Below are 17,821 nucleotides of genomic sequence, written 5' to 3' on the forward strand. Positions count from 1 at the left end.
GTGATTCCTCATGTCAGGGAGTAACAGGGTAGAACTGGCCGACTCGGCCTCTATTCATGCCGAGAACATAGTCTACTCCGTTGACGTTCCCCTGAACCTGATACATACCCCTGCTTCCTCGCTGAACGAGAGCATCCCTGTTCTGGCGCATGACCTGCCCGATTGCGTCCTGAACATCAGCAACGCTCATCTTGGGGTCGAAGAAGGACTGCTGAGCCTTTACCGAGCCATCCCACATTTTCGGATGATGACGAGTGAGGATGTGCTCCATTCCCTTCTTGTCCAGAAGGAAGGTCTGATTCCCGAACTGGAAGCGTTGGCTGCTCCAATCCCGGAGGGCCGGAATGCACCCACCACTGTTGTGAACCAGTACCGGAGTCTCGCCCGCCAGCACATAGTACGTGTGAACGTCCGCAACAGTGAGGTTGTAGGTGTCCTGATGGGCATCGTAGGTGCGGGTCGCCGTCACGGAGACCGTGGAGCCGTCGTCCCTACGCAGCGTCATGCCCGGCTCAAGGTCCCCGGCGTCGAGCCACTCCTGTTCCGATTCGGACCAGAAGGGGTGGTGGTCCGTGGTGGTGATCGTTGCGGAGCCGTCTTCTGAGGCGATGGTCAGGTCGACGTACGCCTTGTCGTCCTCGGTGAAGATGGTTGCTGTAATCGTCTTGACTTCGGCCTGACCGGTCTCCGGGTCTGTGGCTATGACCCGGTCCCCGAGTTCCAGCTCCTCGATCGGTCTACTGGTGCCGTCTGCTAGAAGAACCTCTGTTCCGGCGACAAAGCTGTCGCAACTCTTGGCCACCTTCCTTATGACCTTGATTCCCTTGACCAGCTTGAGCCACGGCAAGTCCATTGCAGCCGAACCGCAGCTGGAGAGCTTGCCACTCCCCAGACACTCTTTCCAGGCGTCCACGTCAGGCGAGACGACGCTGATGATGACGGTGGTTACGGCCTTGTCAAAGGCGGACTGTTCGTAGGAGACAAGCCCCAAGATCTCAGCCGCATCACAGAATGACTTGACCTTCGCCCCCAGTGAGCACTTCCTCTCGGCCCACCGGCTGAGGCGGTCTTCGGCATCGAACTGAGGGAACATTCCCAGCAATTCGTCCGCGTTGGGAACCTGAATTCCCTCGATCCAGGTCCTTTGACCCTTCTGCTCGATCTTGACTGTGGGGGTACCGCTGCCGCCGTTGCCCTTGGGGGCCGCGTTTTGGCTGCCGTTACCCTTCGACTTACTGCCGCCGCCTAGGTTGATCTTGCTGGGATGGCCGTTACCGGGCGTTCCGTCCGGCTTGTTCGGGCAGCCTTCGTACGGTCCTCCGCAGGCGAGTTTCAGACCCGTGGGATCGGAGTACGACACCGGGCTGCCGTTGGCGTAGGTGTACCCGTTCATCTGCAGCGGGTCGGTGATGTCGATGAGCGGGTCCGCGCTGATGAAGCGGCCGGTGGTGGAGTCGTACTCGCGCGCGCCGATGTGGGTCAGGCCCGTGGCGGGGTCGTCGATGCCGACGCCCAGATAGGTGTGACGGTCCGGCCAGTTGGCGGGCTCGGTGCCGCGCGGGTTGCCGTACGGGTCGTACTTGCGGCGCAGGATCGCCTGGCCGGCGGTCTGCTCGACGGAGTTCGTGGCCGTGTTGTGGTGGTCGGTGAGCAGGACGGTCAGCTTGTGGCCCGTGGTCTTGCCGCCCGTGGCGCGGACCGTGGTCGGGGCGTCCGGGTGGCTGTAGTAGCGGCGGGCGTCCATGGCCTGGCCGGAGGTGTTGACGGTGATCTCGGCTTCACCGAGGTAGAGGGTGCGGGTGGTGCCGTCGTCCTCGATCAGGCGGTTGCCCGAGGCGTCGTACAGGTAGGTGACGTTGGGTGTGCCGTTGTTGTCCGTGTCGACCGACGTGAGCTTGTTGCGGCGGTCCCATGTCAGGGCCTGGGTGTCGCCGCCGATCACGCGCTGGGTGGTGTTGCCGAAGCTGTCGTAGGTGTAGGTCTGCTGCGAGTCCACCGTCGAGCCGGGCTCGCGCACGGTCGACTCGACCTTGGTGAGAGTGTGGGGCTGGACCGTGGGTGCGGGCTGGGAGCCGCCGATGGTGGTGCCGTGGGTGTAGGTGTGGACGTCGTCCAGGTCCGGGTCGGCCAGGTCGTGGACGGTCATCCGCGTGCGGTTGCCGATCGCGTCGAACGCGTACGACTGCCAGTAGCCGCCGCCGTCGATGCTCGGGGACACCTGGGCGCGGTCCGGGCCCGAGCCCTGGGCGCCCGACGCGGCCGGGCAGCCCGTGGTGCCCGTCCAGGCGTGGGCCAAGCGGCCCATCGGGTCGTAGGCGAAGCACTGGCGGTCCACGCGTGAGGGCGACTGGGTGTCGGTGATCGAGGTGATGTTGCCGACGGTGTCGTAGCCGTACGTCAGTGCCGAGATCCGGGAGGGGTCGAGCGTCTCGCGGTCCGTGACCGACTGGTGGATGCGGCCGGTGTTGGCGTTGTAGAGATTGGTCGTCCACACACGCTGCGGCGCCTCGCCGGAGACCGTGCGCAGCACTTCTCCGTAGGGGCTGTAGCGGGTGTCGGCGGTGTACCAGGCGAGCCCCGACGTGGTGACCGGTACACCCTCACCGTTGTAACGGGTGATCACTTTCTCCGCCGCCAGGCCACCGGGCGTCGCCGGGAGCTGGACCGACTGGAGCTTGCCGGTCTCGGTGTAGGAGTGGGTGTAGGCGTAGATGCCCGCCAGGCCCGTCGTCACCGACGTCGACGGGATCGTGATCTTCGAGCCCGTCGGGCGGTACTCGGTGTCGTAGCCGGTCACCTCGCTCGTGAACGCGGCACCGTTGTGGTAGCGGGTGGAGGCGACCGGGTGGCCCTTGGCTCCCGGCAGCGAGTCGAACGTCCACTTGGCCACGAGGGGCCCGGTCGGTGAATCGTCGCGGAGCTCGGTCTGCCGGCCGAGGACGTCGTGGAGCGTGTGCTGCTGGCGGCCCTGGCCGTCCTTCGACCAGACCCGCTGGTCGAGGGCGTTGTAGCCGAACGTCGCCGATCCCATGTCCGGGTCCGTCGACGCCGTCAGCCGGCCGCGCGCGTCGTAGGTGTACGTCCAGTCGTTGCCCTCGGCGTCCGTGACCTGGGCGAGCCGGCCGCGCGGGTCGTACACGTACGAGGTTCCGGTCTCGGTCGTGAGGTCGGTCGCGGTGAAGTGCTGGATCAGGGAGGTCCGGCCCAGCGCGTCCGTCCAGGTCTTCGCCGAGCGGCTGCCCGACAGCGGTGCCGTGCCGTCGGCCGACATGCCCGTGCGGGTCAGCGTCCAGTCACCGGCGTACTGGACCGTGGTCGAATGCTGTGGCACGTCCTCGTGGAGCGTCGTCGTACGGATCGCCCGGCCGAGGCCGTCGTACGCCGTCTCGGTCGAGTTCGGGATCTCGAAGACCGTCTCCGGGACGAAGATCCCTGTCTGCGGCTCCTCCTCGGCGAGGTATCCGTTGTCGGTCCGGCGGACGGTTCCGCCGGCGTTGTACAGCGTGTCGGTGACGATCCGGCCGCCGCCGAGGGCCTCGGCCTGGGTCTGGCGCGGGCGCAGCAGACCGTCGTAGATCGCGACCGTGTCCTCGTAGGTGCCGTTGTCGCGCAGGGTGCGCGTCCTGACGGCCGGGGGCCTGTTGTCCTCGATCTGGTACTCGAACAGGGCCGACGCCTTGTCCGTGCCCTGGGTGCGGGAGGGCGACCAGACGCCGGTGACCCGTCCGAGTTCGTCGTAACTGCTCGTTGCCTTACGGCCGTTGGCGTCGGTGACGGACAGGACCGTGCCACGGGCGGGGTCGGTCACGGACTTCGAGGTATGGCCGAGCGCGTTGGTCGCCGTCACCTCGAAGGCCGGGCCGGTCGCGGGGGTGAAGGCGGTGGTGGTGGTGTTGCCGGCCGCGTCGATGGCCTTGGTGGCGCGGCCGAGCCCGTCGTACGTCGTCCGCTGGGAGGTGATCCAGCCCGTTCCGGCGGCGTCGACGGTGTCGACCTGGAACGGCAGGCCCTTGACGGGGGCGGCGCCGAAGGCGTTCAGGGCGTCGTACGAGGTCCGGACGTCGGAGACGACGTGTTCGCCGGTCGCGGACGCCGCCGCCGCGCAGTCGCCCACCGTCGTGCGGACCCGCTCGGGCAGGCCGATCAGGTGCTTGCCTGTGTTGTGGACGTACGACGTCGTCGCGCACGTCTGGTCGCCCGTGGTCGAGCCGCCCGATCCGTCGGGGGTGAGGCTGCGGGTGTGCGTGGTGACCGGGAGGTCGTGGGTGGACTCGTACGTCGTCGTCGCCCGTACCGTCCGCGTGGCGCCGCCGCTGACCGTCTGGATCGAGTCCGTGCGGGTCGTGCCCGTGCGGTACGCCTCCAGCGCCGGGAGGCCCTCCCGTGCCCGGGAGGCGGTCTTCCTGCTGTACGGCCAGGTCAGTTCGCGCGCGACGACGCTGCCGCCCGCCTTGGTGTAGGTGATGGCTTCGGCGACCCGGCCCTGATGGGCGGGCAGGTCCTCACCCAGGGTCTGGGTGCCGGTGGAGTCCTTCACGGTGACCGCGGGGCGGCCGGCGTCGCCGGACATGCCGCGGAAGTAGCGGGTACGGGTCTGGGACTGCTCGGTCGCGTCGGACTTGCCCGCGTTGGCGGTGACGCCCTGCTTCACGACCACGGCGGCGTAGCCGCGCCACTGGTCGTACGTGCGCAGTTCCGGCTTGGTGAACTCGTCGGTGCCCTTCGCCCAGGCGGCGCCGCCCTCGTAGGTGTAGGTGGTGACGAGGTCGGGCTGCCGCGCGACCCGGTCCTTCTCGGTGACGCTGTCGACGACGTACTTGTTGAACCACTCCAGCGGCGGTGTCTCCAGGTCCGGGTCGGGCGACCAGTGGACAGGGAAGCAGCGGGAGGTGTTGTCGGAGGGGGCGGGACGGGTCGTGCCGACGGGGCACGGGTCGGAGTAGTCGACGTGGATCTCGCCGCCCGTCTCCGTGCGGATGGTCTCCACCCGCAGCCGGTCGAAGTCCGGGGTCTGGTCGCTGGCTCCCTTCGCGACGCGATTGGGCATGTCGACGACGTTCGCCAGGAACGAGACCGGGGGGAGCGAGGTGCTCAGCTGGTTGCCGTCCTCGTCCTTCGCGGTGCCGAAGCCGGTGCGGGTGATCGATTCCAGCCAGAGCGGCGGGTGGGTGTCGGTGCGCTGCTTCGGGAACGACTGCTGCAGGTTCCAGCGGTCGACCGGGGACATCGACGTCGAGCCGGGGGTGCGCTGGCCGTAGGTGGTCACCGCCGTCAGCCGCATCCGGCTCCAGAAGGTCGGGGCGGAGATGTAGCAGTTCTCCGAACCGGCCTTGCAGTGCAGTGTGGAGGGGGTGTCCCACCAGGGCTGCTTGTCCTCGTAGTTCTTGGACTCGAACTCGGTGTTCGAGCAGTCGGCGGTGCCCTCCTTGATGCATCGCTCGTCGACGGTGAAGGCGACCTTGCCGGCCGGGGCGCCGTCGAGGTCGTCGGAGCGCAGGCCGTAGAGGATCTGGGTCGGGTATCCGCCGCGGACGTAGGAGACCGCCTGCTTGAACTTCCCGTTCCTGGCGTAGCGGTTGGTCTCCTGCTTCCAGTCGATGACCATCGCGTTGCCGTGGACGTCCTCGACGTAGTCGAGGTTCCAGCGCCAGGCCTGCGTGCAGGAGGAGTCGGCGTACCCGGCGGCGTGGCACGGCTCGCCGCTGTGGTTGCCGAAGACGGGGGCGGTGAAGGTGGAGTTGGTGGTGGTGGCACGACCGGGGAGGGAGTGCCGCCCGAACCAGTAGCGGGTGCCGTCCCGTGTGGTGACGGTCCAGTACTCACCGTCGTAGGCGCCGGTCTGCTTCGCCTTGACCGAGCCGTCCTTGGCCCGGTACTCGATCTTGGCTCCGTCGTCGTCGGCGGCGACCCATGTGCCACTGGCATCGTCGTGGACCAGCTCGGTCGACGAGCCGCCGAGCGACATCACGAGGTTCTCGCTCGCCCAGCACAGGTCGGACTTCTTCTTGTCGGCTGTGTTGTCGTTGTTCGGGCTGTTCTTGCGGTCGTCCGAGCAGGAGCGGTAGCGGCGCTCGACGTATCCGGGGTGGTAGTCCCAGCCGTCGCCGATCCAGGAGGCCTGTCCGTTGGCGACGGAGGTCCGGCCGTCGACCGACTGGGACGAGTAGGTGAACGCGATCTTCGGGGTGGGGCCCGCCGGGGGCGCCGGAACGCTCAACGGGTACGTCCAGGAGAACCCGCCGCCGCTGCCGCCCGCGGTCCAGGTGCCGGTCGCGGACAGCGGGGTCGCCTTGTACGTGCCACCCGCGCCCGAGGCGGAGTCGGTGGCCGCGAGGACGACGGGACCGCCGCCGGCCTGGGCGGACAGCCCCTGTGCCTGGCTCGCGGCGGGATCGACGGTGGCGCGGACGGTCCCGGCGGAGGGGTCGTTCTCGCTCGGGACGTCGACGGGGGTGGCGCACTCCTCCAGCTCGGGCGTGGTGAGGAAGCATTCGGGGAGCTGAGTGAGCTTGAGCCGGGAGGACCATTCGGTTCCGAACAGGTCCTCGAACCGGCCGTAGTCCAGCTCGACGTCGACAGGCGTGGATCCGGAGGCGGGAGACGTGACGGTGATGATCGCGCCGTCGACGTCGGCCGCTTCGGTGGTGGTGCGGGGTTCGACCTCGACGTCCCAGGTGCCGCTGGGGGCGGGCGGGTCGGGCTCGGTCTCGGTCGGGGACGCCTGGCCGATGCGGACGGGCAGCGTACCGGCCTGGACGAGCTCTCCGCCCGCGCCGTCGAGAGCCACTGCGGCGGAGCCACCGGCGGGAGGTGCGGCCTCGGTCGGGTTGTACTCGGCGGGAGGTTCGACGGCGTCGCCGGACCAGCTGCCCAGTTCTTCGACCTTCGCTTCGTCCGGGCTCGCGGACGGGTCCCGCTGAAGCCCGATCAGGGTGGGGCCGTTGCGGGGGTCGGCCGGCGGGATCGCGCGGGCCTGCGCCGGAAGCAGGGTTGACAGGAGGAGCGCGGAAAGGACCACTCCGGTGCCGCGGCGGCTGAGGCGACCCGCCGCGAACCTCCTCCGGGCCGGCGGCACCCGGCCGTTCCCGATTCCAGGCAGGCGAAATGAACGTCCCGAATCGGACGAGGACATGTGACCCCCCACTTCCGCTGCCGTCCGCGAAGAGTGGAGACGGCAGGGAAAACCAATGAATAGCCCGGAGATTGTGCAGCCGAGGTGAACACGAAATCCACAACCCGCCGGCAGGTGTGAGGTCAATCACCGGAACAACTCGACCAGATCACCGTACTGGCCTCATCGAGGCACATCAGCGTGTTCTGATCACTGATGCTCCTTCATCCGGCACTTACGACACCAACTGATCAACAGGCGTGATTTCACCCATAACCGTGAGTGAAATATTCCTGAATGCCCGTCTCATGGCGCCGGCCCGCGGAGGGATGGCGGTCGCACCGGGGATCCGGCCTCCTGCCGGGAGGCAACACCCGCCACGGTGAGCGCATGCCCGCGCATCCGAGAAACAGTGACGGAAACGTGAAGATGGGCCATGCTCTGCTGGCGCACATCTGCGCACAGCAGGAATGCGGCAGAAATGCGGCAGGGGATTCCAAGGGCAGCTCAGCATCCAGGCGCCTGCGGGGGGAAGGAAGTCATGGACGCCTCCAAGACTGCGGACGGCAGCGAGAGCTCCCCTCCGGAGAGCGCGGTCCACGCAGTAGAACCGGCCACGGCGGGCAGTCGGCCCACGCGCTCGCGAAGGCGGCGGGGCCTGGCCCTTCTGGCCTCCGTCCTCGCCGCGGCCGTCGCCGTTCCGGTCGCCGTCCACCTCACCGGCGACCACACGCCCGAGCCGTCCCCCCGCGCCGGACGCGACAGCGTCGCGCCGCGCCCCGTCGACGAGCCGGAGGCGATCCGCGAGGCGAGGCGGACCGGCAAGGACGTCGTCGTCACCGCCCGGCACACGGCCAACTCGACCACCTGGGCACAGCCCGACGGGCTGCTGAGGACACGCACCTACAGCGACACGATCCGCGCCCGGGCCGGCAGCGGGTGGAAGCCCATCGACACGACGCTTCAGCGCGTCGAAGGCGGTTTCGCGCCCAAGGCGGTCAACGACCCGCTGCTGTTCAGCGCGGGCAGCGCCGCGGGCCCGACCGGCGGTGAACGCGCGTCGCGCGCGTCCCTCCGGACTCACCCTACGCGTGCGGCGAACGCCTCCGCCGACGGCCGGGCATGGAGCGAGCTGGTACGACTCACCACCGGCGAACACGAGATCGTCGTCAGCTGGCCCGGTCCTCTGCCGGAACCGGTCGTGGACGGCTCGCGCGCCCTCTACGAGAACGTGCGTCCCGGTATCGACCTGCTGCTCACGGCACGGGACAGCGGCTACTCGCACGTCCTCGTCGTCCGCACCCGGGAGGCCGCGACCGATCCGCTGCTCGGTGAACTCGACTACCGCCTCGCATCCGCCACCCTGACCTTCACTCTCGACGAGGAATCGAACGCCGTCAGCGCCCGCGACAGTGCCGGGCAGGAGCTGGCCGCCGCCCCCACGCCCTATCTGTGGGACTCCGCCGGGCAGGTCAAAGCCACCATCGGAGACCCCGTTCCGGAACTCGAGGCCGCGCTGCGGGGCACCGCGCTCGCCCTTCCCGGCCTGGAGGGTCCCCAGCCCGGAAGCCGCGATGCCGTGCTCGGCGCGAGTCTCGGCGACGACGGCACGCTCAGCCTCGACACGGACCGCAAGCTCCTGACCGACCCGGACACCGTGTACCCGGTCTTCATCGACCCGTCGTTCAAGGGGCGGAAGAAGAACTGGACGCTTCTCTACAAGTCGTACCCCAGCTCCAGCTTCTACAACGGGCAGAACTTCAACAACGGTACGAATGAGGCCCGCGTCGGATACGAGTCCGACTCGGGCGGACTCTCGCGCTCCGTCTTCACCTTCGAGTTCGGCTCGGCGCTGCACGGCAGCACCATCAAGAGCGCCACGTTCCGTGCCTTGCAGACCTATTCCTGGGGCTGTTCCTCCCGCCAGTTCAACCTGTACCAGACCGGATCGATCTCCAGCTCGAGCACCTGGAACAAGCAGCCGTCGTGGACCAGGCTGTTGTCGAGTCAGACGAACGGCCACGGCTACAAGTCGGGCTCGTGTCCGGACAAATGGGTGGCGCTGGACATCAAGTCCGCCGCGCAGGACGGTGCGAGCGGCAAGTGGTCCGCCCTGACCCTGGGGCTGCGTGCCGCGAACGAGAGCGACACCAACGCCTGGAAGAAGTTCATGGCGAACGGGGAGAGCGCTCCGTATATCGAGGTCGTCTACAACAACCCTCCGAACGAGCCGACCGCCTCCGCGATGAAGACCGTCCCGGGCAGCACCTGCGACACGGCGTCCCCGTTCCCCGGCGTCGGCAAGACGGACCTGACCTTCACCGTCACCGGCTCCGACCGGGACGGGAACCTGAAGTACGTCAATCTCCACATCTGGCCGACGGGCGACACCGCGCACCCGGTGCGCAACACCAACTACGTGCCGAACAGCGCGGGCACGATCAACGTGACCGTCCCGTGGACCGAGTTCACCCACGGCAAGACCTACAGCTGGACGGCGCGGACCATCGACTCCGACGGCTACCCGTCCGCCTGGGGACCGAGCGGCACGACGGCGAACTGCCAGTTCACCGTCGACCAGACCGCGCCCAACAGCCCGGCCGTCTCCTCGACGGACTTCCCGCCTCCGGGGGACGACGGCGCGACGTGGTCGGCGGTGCGATTCGGCACGGCGGGCCTGGTCACCTTCTCCCCCAACGGTACGTCGGACGTCAAGGAGTACCAGTACAGCTTCAACACCGCCTTCGACCTCAAGGCCTCGCCCAACCCGGCACGGGAGGGCCGGGCGATCGTCTCCGTCTCGCCGCCGCACGCGGGCCCGAGCGTGCTGTACGTGCGTTCGGTGGACTCCACCGGCAACATCTCCCAGGCCACCAAGTACCTCTTCAACGTCCTGCCCTCGCCCGTGCTCGACACACCGGGCGACGTGACCGGCGACGGGGTACCCGACGTCTACACCGTCAACCCGGACGGCGACCTGGAGCTGTTCGCCAAGACCGCGGGCAACGACCGGCTCCACTTCCCGATGGCCGCCGCGTACACCACCGGGAGCGGTGAGGCGAAGCCGGTCTCCGGCGGGTACTGGACCGGGGCGCTGATCACGCACAACGGCGACTGGCTGCCCGGCGACGGCATCCAGGACCTGGTGGCGCGCATGGCGGACGGGAAGCTGTACGTCTACCCCGGCGACGGGTACGGCGGCTTCGACGTCACCGAACGGCGCGAGGTCCTGCTTCCCGCCGGCAGCCCTGATCCGGCGGCGATCCGGCAGATCCTCTCCGTCGGGGACGTGACGGGCGACGCCCGCCCGGACCTGCTGGCCATCGCCGGGGCGAACCTCTGGGCCTTCACGGGCTACACGGGCGTCAGCTTCGAGAAGGCCACACATCTCTCCGGCGAGGACTGGACCCAGCGCGACCTCGTGCAGGTGGGCGGCATCGCCGGGGACGGCGCAGTGGACCTGGTGTTCCGGGAGAACCCGGTCGGCCGGCTCCACCTGCGCTACGGCAAGGCGGCCGCAGGCGGCGGCGTCTCCCTGGGCTCCTTCGCCACCAAGGCGGCGGCGGGCGGCCAGCTCGACACGTACGGGGCTTCCGGGTGGTCGCGCAGCGCGCTGCCGATCCTCGCCGGCACGCCCGACGTGGACGGGGACGGACTGCCCGAGGTGTGGGCCCTGTTCGCCAACGGTGATGTGCGGGTGTACCCGGGCAGGGGAGCGGGGTTGACGACCGCCAACGCCTTCTACGTCGTCAAGCAGTCCGTCGGCACCAGCTGGCTGGGACACGGCGCCATCGGCTGACGGCTCGGGCCCGGTCCGACGCGGTGACCGTCGCGTCGGACCGGGCTCCCACGGCACGGCGGCGGTGGGCCGGAGTGCTACGAGGTACCCGGCCTCGGCCGAAGGCGACCAGGGAGCGCCGGCCGAGGGTGGGCCGGTCCGCCCTGCGCATCCCGCCGTGGCGCGCGGTCACGGCTCGCGGATGGGCACGAGGGCGGCTGTCCGGCCGGACCGGCCGCCTCCCCGAGGTGGCCCGTCCACGTCTTCGCGTCGGATCGAGCGGGATCCGGCCAAGCGACGTGCGTGCGAACGACCGCCCGTATCCGAAGCCATATCTGATGTACCGTCAGATATATGCCAAGGAGTCAGCGCCACCCCCGCAAGGTCGCCGTCGTCGGCATATCCCTCTCGGACTGCGGCCGCGTCGACGGCCCCACCCCGTACGCACTGCACGCCCAGGCCGCCCGGCGCGCCCTCGCCGACTCGGGGCTCGGACGCGACGTCGTCGACGGCCTGGGCTCGGCCGGGCTGGGCACCCTCGCCCCGGCCGAGGTCGCCGAGTACCTGGGACTCAGGCCGCGCTGGGTGGACTCCACCTCCGTCGGCGGCGCCACCTGGGAGGTCATGGCCGCGCACGCCACGGACGCCATCGCCGCGGGCCACGCGAACGCCGTGCTCCTCGTCTACGGTTCGACCGCCCGCGCCGACATCCGCGCGGGCCGCCGCACCTCCGACCTCTCCTTCGGCGCCCGCGGGCCGCTGCAGTTCGAGGTGCCTTACGGGCACACGCTGATCGCCAAGTACGCCATGGCAGCACGACGCCACATGCACGAGTACGGGACGACGGCGGAGCAACTGGCCGAAGTCGCCGTCCAGGCACGGGCGAACGCCTCCCGGAACCCGGACGCGATGTTCCGCGACCCGATCACCGTGGACGACGTGCTGTCCGGTCCCGTCATCGCCGACCCGTTCACCAAGCTGCACTGCTGCATCCGCAGCGACGGCGGCTGCGCGGTGCTGCTCGCGGCGGAGGAGTACGTCCCGGACACCGCGAAGGCGCCCGTGTGGGTCCTCGGCAGCGGGGAGCACGTGTCCCACACGACGATGTCGGAGTGGGACGACTTCACGGTCTCCCCGGCCGCGGTGAGCGGGCGGCTGGCGTTCGAGCGGGCCGGTGTGCGGCCGGGAGACGTCGACATCGCCGAGGTGTACGACGCCTTCACCTACATGACGCTCGTGACGCTGGAGGACCTGGGATTCTGCGCGAAGGGAGAGGGCGGGGCGTTCGTGGAGAAGGGCCGGCTGCGGCTGGACGGGGAGCTGCCCGTGAACACCGACGGCGGCGGCCTCTCCGCCTGCCATCCGGGCATGCGCGGCCTTTTCCTGCTGGTCGAAGCGGTGCGCCAACTTCGCGGGGAGGCGGGCGGGCACCAGGTGCGGCGGACCGACGGCAGTGTCCCGGAACTGGCCGTGGCCTCGGGCACGGGCGGCTGGTTCTGCTCGTCGGGCACGGTGGTGCTGGGCCGTTGAACGACACGGGCGGGTGGGGGCCGGTTCGGGGGCCGCGAACCGGCCCCTGCCGTCCGCACGTTTCCCGCGCGTCCGGGGCGGGGCACCGGCGGCGGTTGCGGCACAGTGGGACGAGGACGGGAAGGCGACGCCCTCCCGCAGGCGTTCACGAGCCCATGAGGAGATTCCGGTGGCCCTCAGCCGCGAAGAGCGTGAGCAGTTCCTGGCGGAGCCCCATGTGGCGGCGATCGCGATCGACTCCGGCGAGGAGGGCCGGGCGCCGCTGAGCGTGCCGATCTGGTACCAGTACGAACCCGGCGGTAATGTCTGGATTCTGACGGGGCGTGATTCGCGCAAGCACCGGCTGATCGGCGCGGCGGGGCGGTTCACGCTGATGGTCGACCGGCTGGAGCCCACGGTCCGCTACGTCCAGGTCGAGGGACCCGTCACATCGGCGGAGCCCGGCACCGAGGCGGCGCTGCGGGAACTCGCCACCCGCTATCTGCCGCCCGACAAGGTCGACGGGTATGTCGAGTTCGCGCTGAAGGAGCACGGTGAGACGGTCGTGCTGCGGATGCGGCCGCAGCGGTGGCTGTCGTCCGACCTGGGCCAGGTGTGATGATCGGGGCATGACGCACGATCCCGGCGGCGAAGGCACCGCCCGAGAGTTCCGTGAGCGGCTCAGGTCACTGAAGGTCTGGGACACGGACCTGCCGTCCTTCGACCCGGACGGCGCCCCGGCGGAGCCGCTGCCGCTCTTCCACCGCTGGTTCTTGGAGGCCGCGGCCGCCGGCCAGCCCGAACCGCACACCATGACCCTCGCCACCGTGGGCGAGGACTGCCGGCCCGACCTGCGGACGCTCATGCTGCACGGCGCGGACGCCCACGGCTGGCACTTCGCCACCCACGCGACCAGCACGAAGGGCCGCCAGCTCGCGGCCCGCCCGGAGGCCGCGCTCGGCTTCTACTGGCCCGTGCACGGCCGGCAGGTACGCGTCCGCGGCCGGGTCGTGTCGGGCACCCCGGAGGAGGCCTACGCCGATCTGCACGCCCGGTCGACCGGAGCGCTGGCGGCGGCGCTCGTCGGCCGGCAGAGCGAGGTCCTCGGCTCGCAGGAGGAGTTGCGGCGGGCGAGCGCGGCCGCGTGGGAGCGTGCCGAGACCGATCCGGAGGCGACGGCGGAGACCTGGACGGTGTACGTGCTCGTCCCGTCCGAGGTCGAGTTCTTCCAGGGGGACGCGCGACGCCGGCACGTCCGGCTGCGCTACCGGCGAGAGGGCGGCGCGGACGCGTGGGTCCGGGAGATGCTCTGGCCGTAGCGGGCGGGCCACGAGACGGACAGGGGGCCGTGAGGGCTGCGTCCTGACTACGGCGGCTGCGCCCTGCCGCCGCGCCGCCTCCCCTCCGGCTACTCGGAGACGCCGTCGGTCCCCGTCCACCGGAAAGGCGTTCTTCCGAACGCCTACGGACCCCCGACGGGAAATCGGCCGCTTCCGTTCTCAGCCACGGGGACCATTCGTCGTGGTGCGCCCTCCTCCTGCGGTCGGACCGGCCTCGGGCCCGGTGGGGGATTCGCACAACTGCGCTCTGCGAAAGGGTGGATGGCGTTCGACCACCCCCTTCACAAGGACCGGCATCATTGTGCGAAGCAGACGAATAGCCCCCGTTCTGGCCGTCAGCGCCGTCGCGACCCTCGTCCCCGCGCTCACCCCCGGCGTCGCCTCGGCGGCCGCCCCGGCGCCCAAGGCCCCTGCCGCGGCGGACCCCTTGAAGCAGTACACCCAGCAGAAGCCGCGCTGGAAGCGCTGTGACGCGCAGAGCCCGGCGGGATTCCAGTGCGCGACGGTCAAGGTGCCGCTCGACTACAGCCGTCCCGGCGGCAAGAAGATCGAGATCGCGGTGTCGCGGATGAAGGCCACCAGCGCCAAGGAGCGGCGCGGAGTGCTGCTGCTCAACCCCGGCGGCCCCGGCGGCGAGGGCCTGAGCATGCCGCTGTTCCTGTCGGGCGAACTGCCCGCGTCGGTGAAGAGGAAGTACGACCTCATCGGGTTCGACCCGCGGGGCGTCGGCCGGAGCTCCCCGGTGAGCTGCGGACTGAACGACGACGAACGCAACTGGGAGCGCCCGTACAAGGCCGCCACGTTCGCCAAGGACGTGAAGTGGGCGCGTACGGTGGCCGAGAAGTGCCGGGCGAAGGGCGGTGACGCGCTGCTCCGGTTCACCACCCGCAACACCGCGCGCGACATGGACGTCGTCCGCGCCGTGCTGGGCGAGAAGAAGATCTCCTACCTGGGGTACTCCTACGGCACCTACCTGGGCGCCGTCTACACGCAGATGTTCCCCAAGCGGGCCGACCGGTTCGTACTGGACAGCGCCGTCGACCCGCAGCGGATCTGGCGGGGCATGATCCAGGTGTGGGCGGAGGGCACCGAGCCCGCTTTCACGCACTGGAGCGAGTGGACCGCGAAGCGGCACACCACGTACAGGCTCGGGAACACCCCGGCGAAGGTCCGCAAGACCTTCTGGGACCTCGTCGCCCAGGCCGACCGCAAGCCCATCGACCTGGACGGGACGCCCATCACCGGCGACGAGATCCGCTCCGGAAGGGCGATCTTCTTCGACGTGGCCGGCGCCGCGCAGACGGTCGCCGACCTGAAGAAGGCCGCCGCTGGCAGGAAGCCCGCTCCGTCCAGCGAGCGCGGCTCCTCGCCGAGCCCCGTCCCGCCGTCGTTCGCCCGGGCCGTGCCCTCGGACAACGCGGACGCGAGCTTCTGGGCCGTGGTGTGCGCCGACACCCGCTCCTGGCCGCGCGACCCCGAGCAGTACCGCCGTGACGCGATCCGCGACAAGGCCAGGTACCCGCTGTACGGCGACTTCGCGTCCAACATCAAGCCGTGCGCGTTCTGGAAGAACGGCCCCGAGCAGGCGACGAGGATCGACAACAAGGTCGGCGCGCTCGTCCTGCAGAACGAGTGGGACTCCCAGACGCCGCTGACCAGCGGTCAGGGCCTGCACCGGGCGATGAAGGGCTCCCGCATGGTCACGGTCCTCGGCGGCGTGGGCCACGGCATCTACGGCTCCAAGTCCTGCGCGGACAAGACGGCCACCGCATATCTGACGACGGGCAGGCTCCCGGCGAAGGACCTGACCTGCCGGGCCCCGGCCGGCCAGCGCAAGGACCGGCTGCAGCTTCCGCTGCCGACACCTCCGGGAGTCCCGGGGCTGCAGGGGACGCGCGACCGCTTCTGACCCTGCCGGGGGTGAGTGGAGTGATCGGACGTGGGGCTTCCGCCGGGCGGGGCCCCACGTCGCAGGTCGGGCGTCCGCGGGAGTGCTCGCCGTCGCCCTCGGCGACACGCCGTCCGTGCCCCGCGCCTCACCTGGTTCGGCCACTCCTCGTTTGACCCGGCCACCTGGCGGGCAGCGACGGGATCGTGTTCGTCGGGGTGGAGGCGGGGGTGTGGGTGCGGTCGTGGGTGCCCCGGGCGGGGGCCGCTCGTGGCGCATCCCGGCCCGGGGCAAGGGGGTGGGTGTCAGCCGAAGCAGCCCGGGACGGGGTTGGCGCTGCCGTCGCAGTTGGTCGGCACGTTGTCCACGATGGTGTTGGTACCGAAGGCATTGACGGTGCCGTTGTTGTCGATACCGCCGGGTGCGGTATCGGAGGTGTTGTCGGTGATCTTGCTGTCGGCCAGGTTCAGGACATCGCCCGCCTCGATAAGGATTCCGCCACCGGTAGCACCGTTGGTGGGTGCCTGGTTGCCGCTGACCACCGTGCGCCGGAGGGCGAGCTCTCCGGCCTGGTAGATGCCGCCGCCGTCGCCGGCGAAGGCGGTGTTGTCGCTGAACCGGCTCTCCGCGATCGCCGTGTGGGAGCTGTTGTCGGCGTAGAGGCCGCCACCGAAGTCGCTGGCGTTGTGGGCGATGGTGCTCCTGCGGACGTGCAGGGTTCCGTTGAAGTCGGTGAAGAAGGCGCCGCCACCGCCTTGGGAGTAGTTGTAGAAGAAGGAACTGCTGTCGATGTCGGTCGGCCCACCCTCGTCAACGTGGACGGCGCCGGCGGCGCCGCCGGCGGTGTTGCTCTTGAACAGGCTCTTGCCGATGGTCGTGGAGCCGGCGCTGAAGATGGCGCCGCCGTCATCGCCGGCGGTGTTGCGGGTGAATTCCGTCTTGGTGATTTCGAGTTTGCCGTTGTCGTTGTAGACGGCGCCGCCGTCATCGCCGGAGTTCTTGCTGAGGGTGCTGTTGCGGATGGTGGTGATGCCTTCGTTGTAGATGGCGCCGCCCGAGTCGGTGCTGATGTCGTCGGTGCTGTTGTTGTGCAGGGTGGTGTGGTCGAGGTCGAGGCGTCCGGCGGGGGTGACGTGGATGGCGCCGCCCTCCGGGGAGTCGGCGGCGGTTTTGCCACGGGTGAGGGTGAGGTGGCGCAGTTTCAGGTCGCCGCCGGTGCCGACTTCGAAGATGCGGAACTGGTCGGCGTTGGCGGCCCGCGCGATGGTGGCGCCGTTGCCGTCGATGGTGATGGGCTGGATGACGACGGGCAGGCCGTTGCCGTCCTCGTTGGCGGTGAGGGTGTAGGTGCAGTGGGAGGCGAGACTGAGGTGGCCGCCGCCCTGCTGGTTGGCAGCCGTGATCGCGGCGATCAGCGCGTTGGGACTGCACGCAACCGGTACGGCAGGGCCGTCGCCCTTGCCTGAACGCCCCGGGGCATGGCCCTCGTCCTCACCCCGGCCCTGGTCGTTCTTTGCCTGCCCGCCCCCGCCCCCGTCTCCCTTGGTCCCGCTCTCATCCCCCCTGGCGTGATCTTCCCCGCCCTCGCCGCTCGCGGTCCGGCCCGCGCCGGCCTCGCCGCTCCAGCCCTGGCCCTGGCCCTGGTCCTGGTCCTGGCCCTCCCGGGGCCCACCGTCGTCGGCGGAGCGGGACCGGCCGGGGTCGCCTGTGTGTTCGGCCCAGCGCTCCCCGTCCTCGTCCTCGACCGGGCCGCTTCCCTTGCCGGACACGCCCGCCGGATGGGCGGACGCCCCCACGCCGACGGCGGTGGCAGGGGCGCCTCGATCGGTTCCGGCCGGGGTGGCGGCGGTGGCGGGCAGCACGGCCGCGGTGGTGGTGGCGGTGGCCAGCCCGGCTGCCGCGATGACGGCCAGCGCCCAGCGCCTGCTGAGCCCGGCTGCCCGTACGGCGGTGGGCTGCGCAGCCGCACCTGAGTCCGGGTGGGGGGTTGGTTCCTGCGGTCGGGGCATGTCGACTCCTTCGGCCGGTGGGCCGTGTGATGGCTGGTCAGGTGCGATCCCCCCTTTGAGTCGCAGAACACATAAAACCATCATATAAGCGACAAAATCGAATACTCAGAGAGTGGAGTCGCCGCACTACGCCATACGAGTTCACGCCCACAGGCCGGCAACCCGTCCCGGACGGCATGACGCCTG

At 69.8% G+C, this 17,821-nt stretch carries 7 protein-coding genes; 5 read left to right on the plus strand and 2 right to left on the minus strand.

From position 1 onward, the window contains the following. Window positions 1-13: 13 nt before the first annotated feature. Window positions 14-7,075, minus strand: coding sequence for a polymorphic toxin-type HINT domain-containing protein (locus AB0J10_RS01645; RefSeq protein WP_363056628.1), 7,062 nt, complete (start codon window positions 7,073-7,075; stop codon window positions 14-16). A gap of 577 nt (window positions 7,076-7,652) precedes the next feature. Here AB0J10_RS01645 and AB0J10_RS01650 point away from each other — a divergent pair. From AB0J10_RS01650 to AB0J10_RS01670, 5 genes are all read left to right on the plus strand, one after another. Continuing rightward, window positions 7,653-10,910, plus strand: a complete 3,258-nt coding sequence (locus tag AB0J10_RS01650) for a DNRLRE domain-containing protein (protein WP_363056630.1) — start codon at window positions 7,653-7,655, stop codon at window positions 10,908-10,910. A gap of 333 nt (window positions 10,911-11,243) precedes the next feature. After that, window positions 11,244-12,419 (plus strand): acetyl-CoA acetyltransferase, encoded by a 1,176-nt coding sequence (locus AB0J10_RS01655; RefSeq protein WP_363056632.1) that lies wholly within the window; start codon window positions 11,244-11,246, stop codon window positions 12,417-12,419. Window positions 12,420-12,588: 169 nt separating this feature from the next. Continuing rightward, a complete protein-coding gene (locus tag AB0J10_RS01660) occupies window positions 12,589-13,017 on the plus strand; it encodes a pyridoxamine 5'-phosphate oxidase family protein (protein WP_363056634.1) in 429 nt (142 codons plus the stop codon). A gap of 10 nt (window positions 13,018-13,027) precedes the next feature. Next, complete coding sequence (locus tag AB0J10_RS01665; protein WP_363056636.1) at window positions 13,028-13,717, plus strand: pyridoxal 5'-phosphate synthase; 690 nt, start codon at window positions 13,028-13,030, stop codon at window positions 13,715-13,717. Window positions 13,718-14,039: 322 nt separating this feature from the next. After that, window positions 14,040-15,647 (plus strand): alpha/beta hydrolase, encoded by a 1,608-nt coding sequence (locus tag AB0J10_RS01670; protein WP_363056638.1) that lies wholly within the window; start codon window positions 14,040-14,042, stop codon window positions 15,645-15,647. A 284-nt stretch (window positions 15,648-15,931) separates the two neighbouring features. Here the strand turns inward: AB0J10_RS01670 and AB0J10_RS01675 are convergent, their stop codons facing one another. After that, complete coding sequence (locus AB0J10_RS01675; protein WP_363056640.1) at window positions 15,932-17,635, minus strand: right-handed parallel beta-helix repeat-containing protein; 1,704 nt, start codon at window positions 17,633-17,635, stop codon at window positions 15,932-15,934. Between the last annotated feature and the right edge of the window lie 186 nt (window positions 17,636-17,821).

Origin of the sequence: Streptomyces sp. NPDC049887, assembly GCF_040656535.1 — a bacterium.
In the GTDB taxonomy this organism is placed as follows: Bacteria; Actinomycetota; Actinomycetes; order Streptomycetales; family Streptomycetaceae; genus Streptomyces.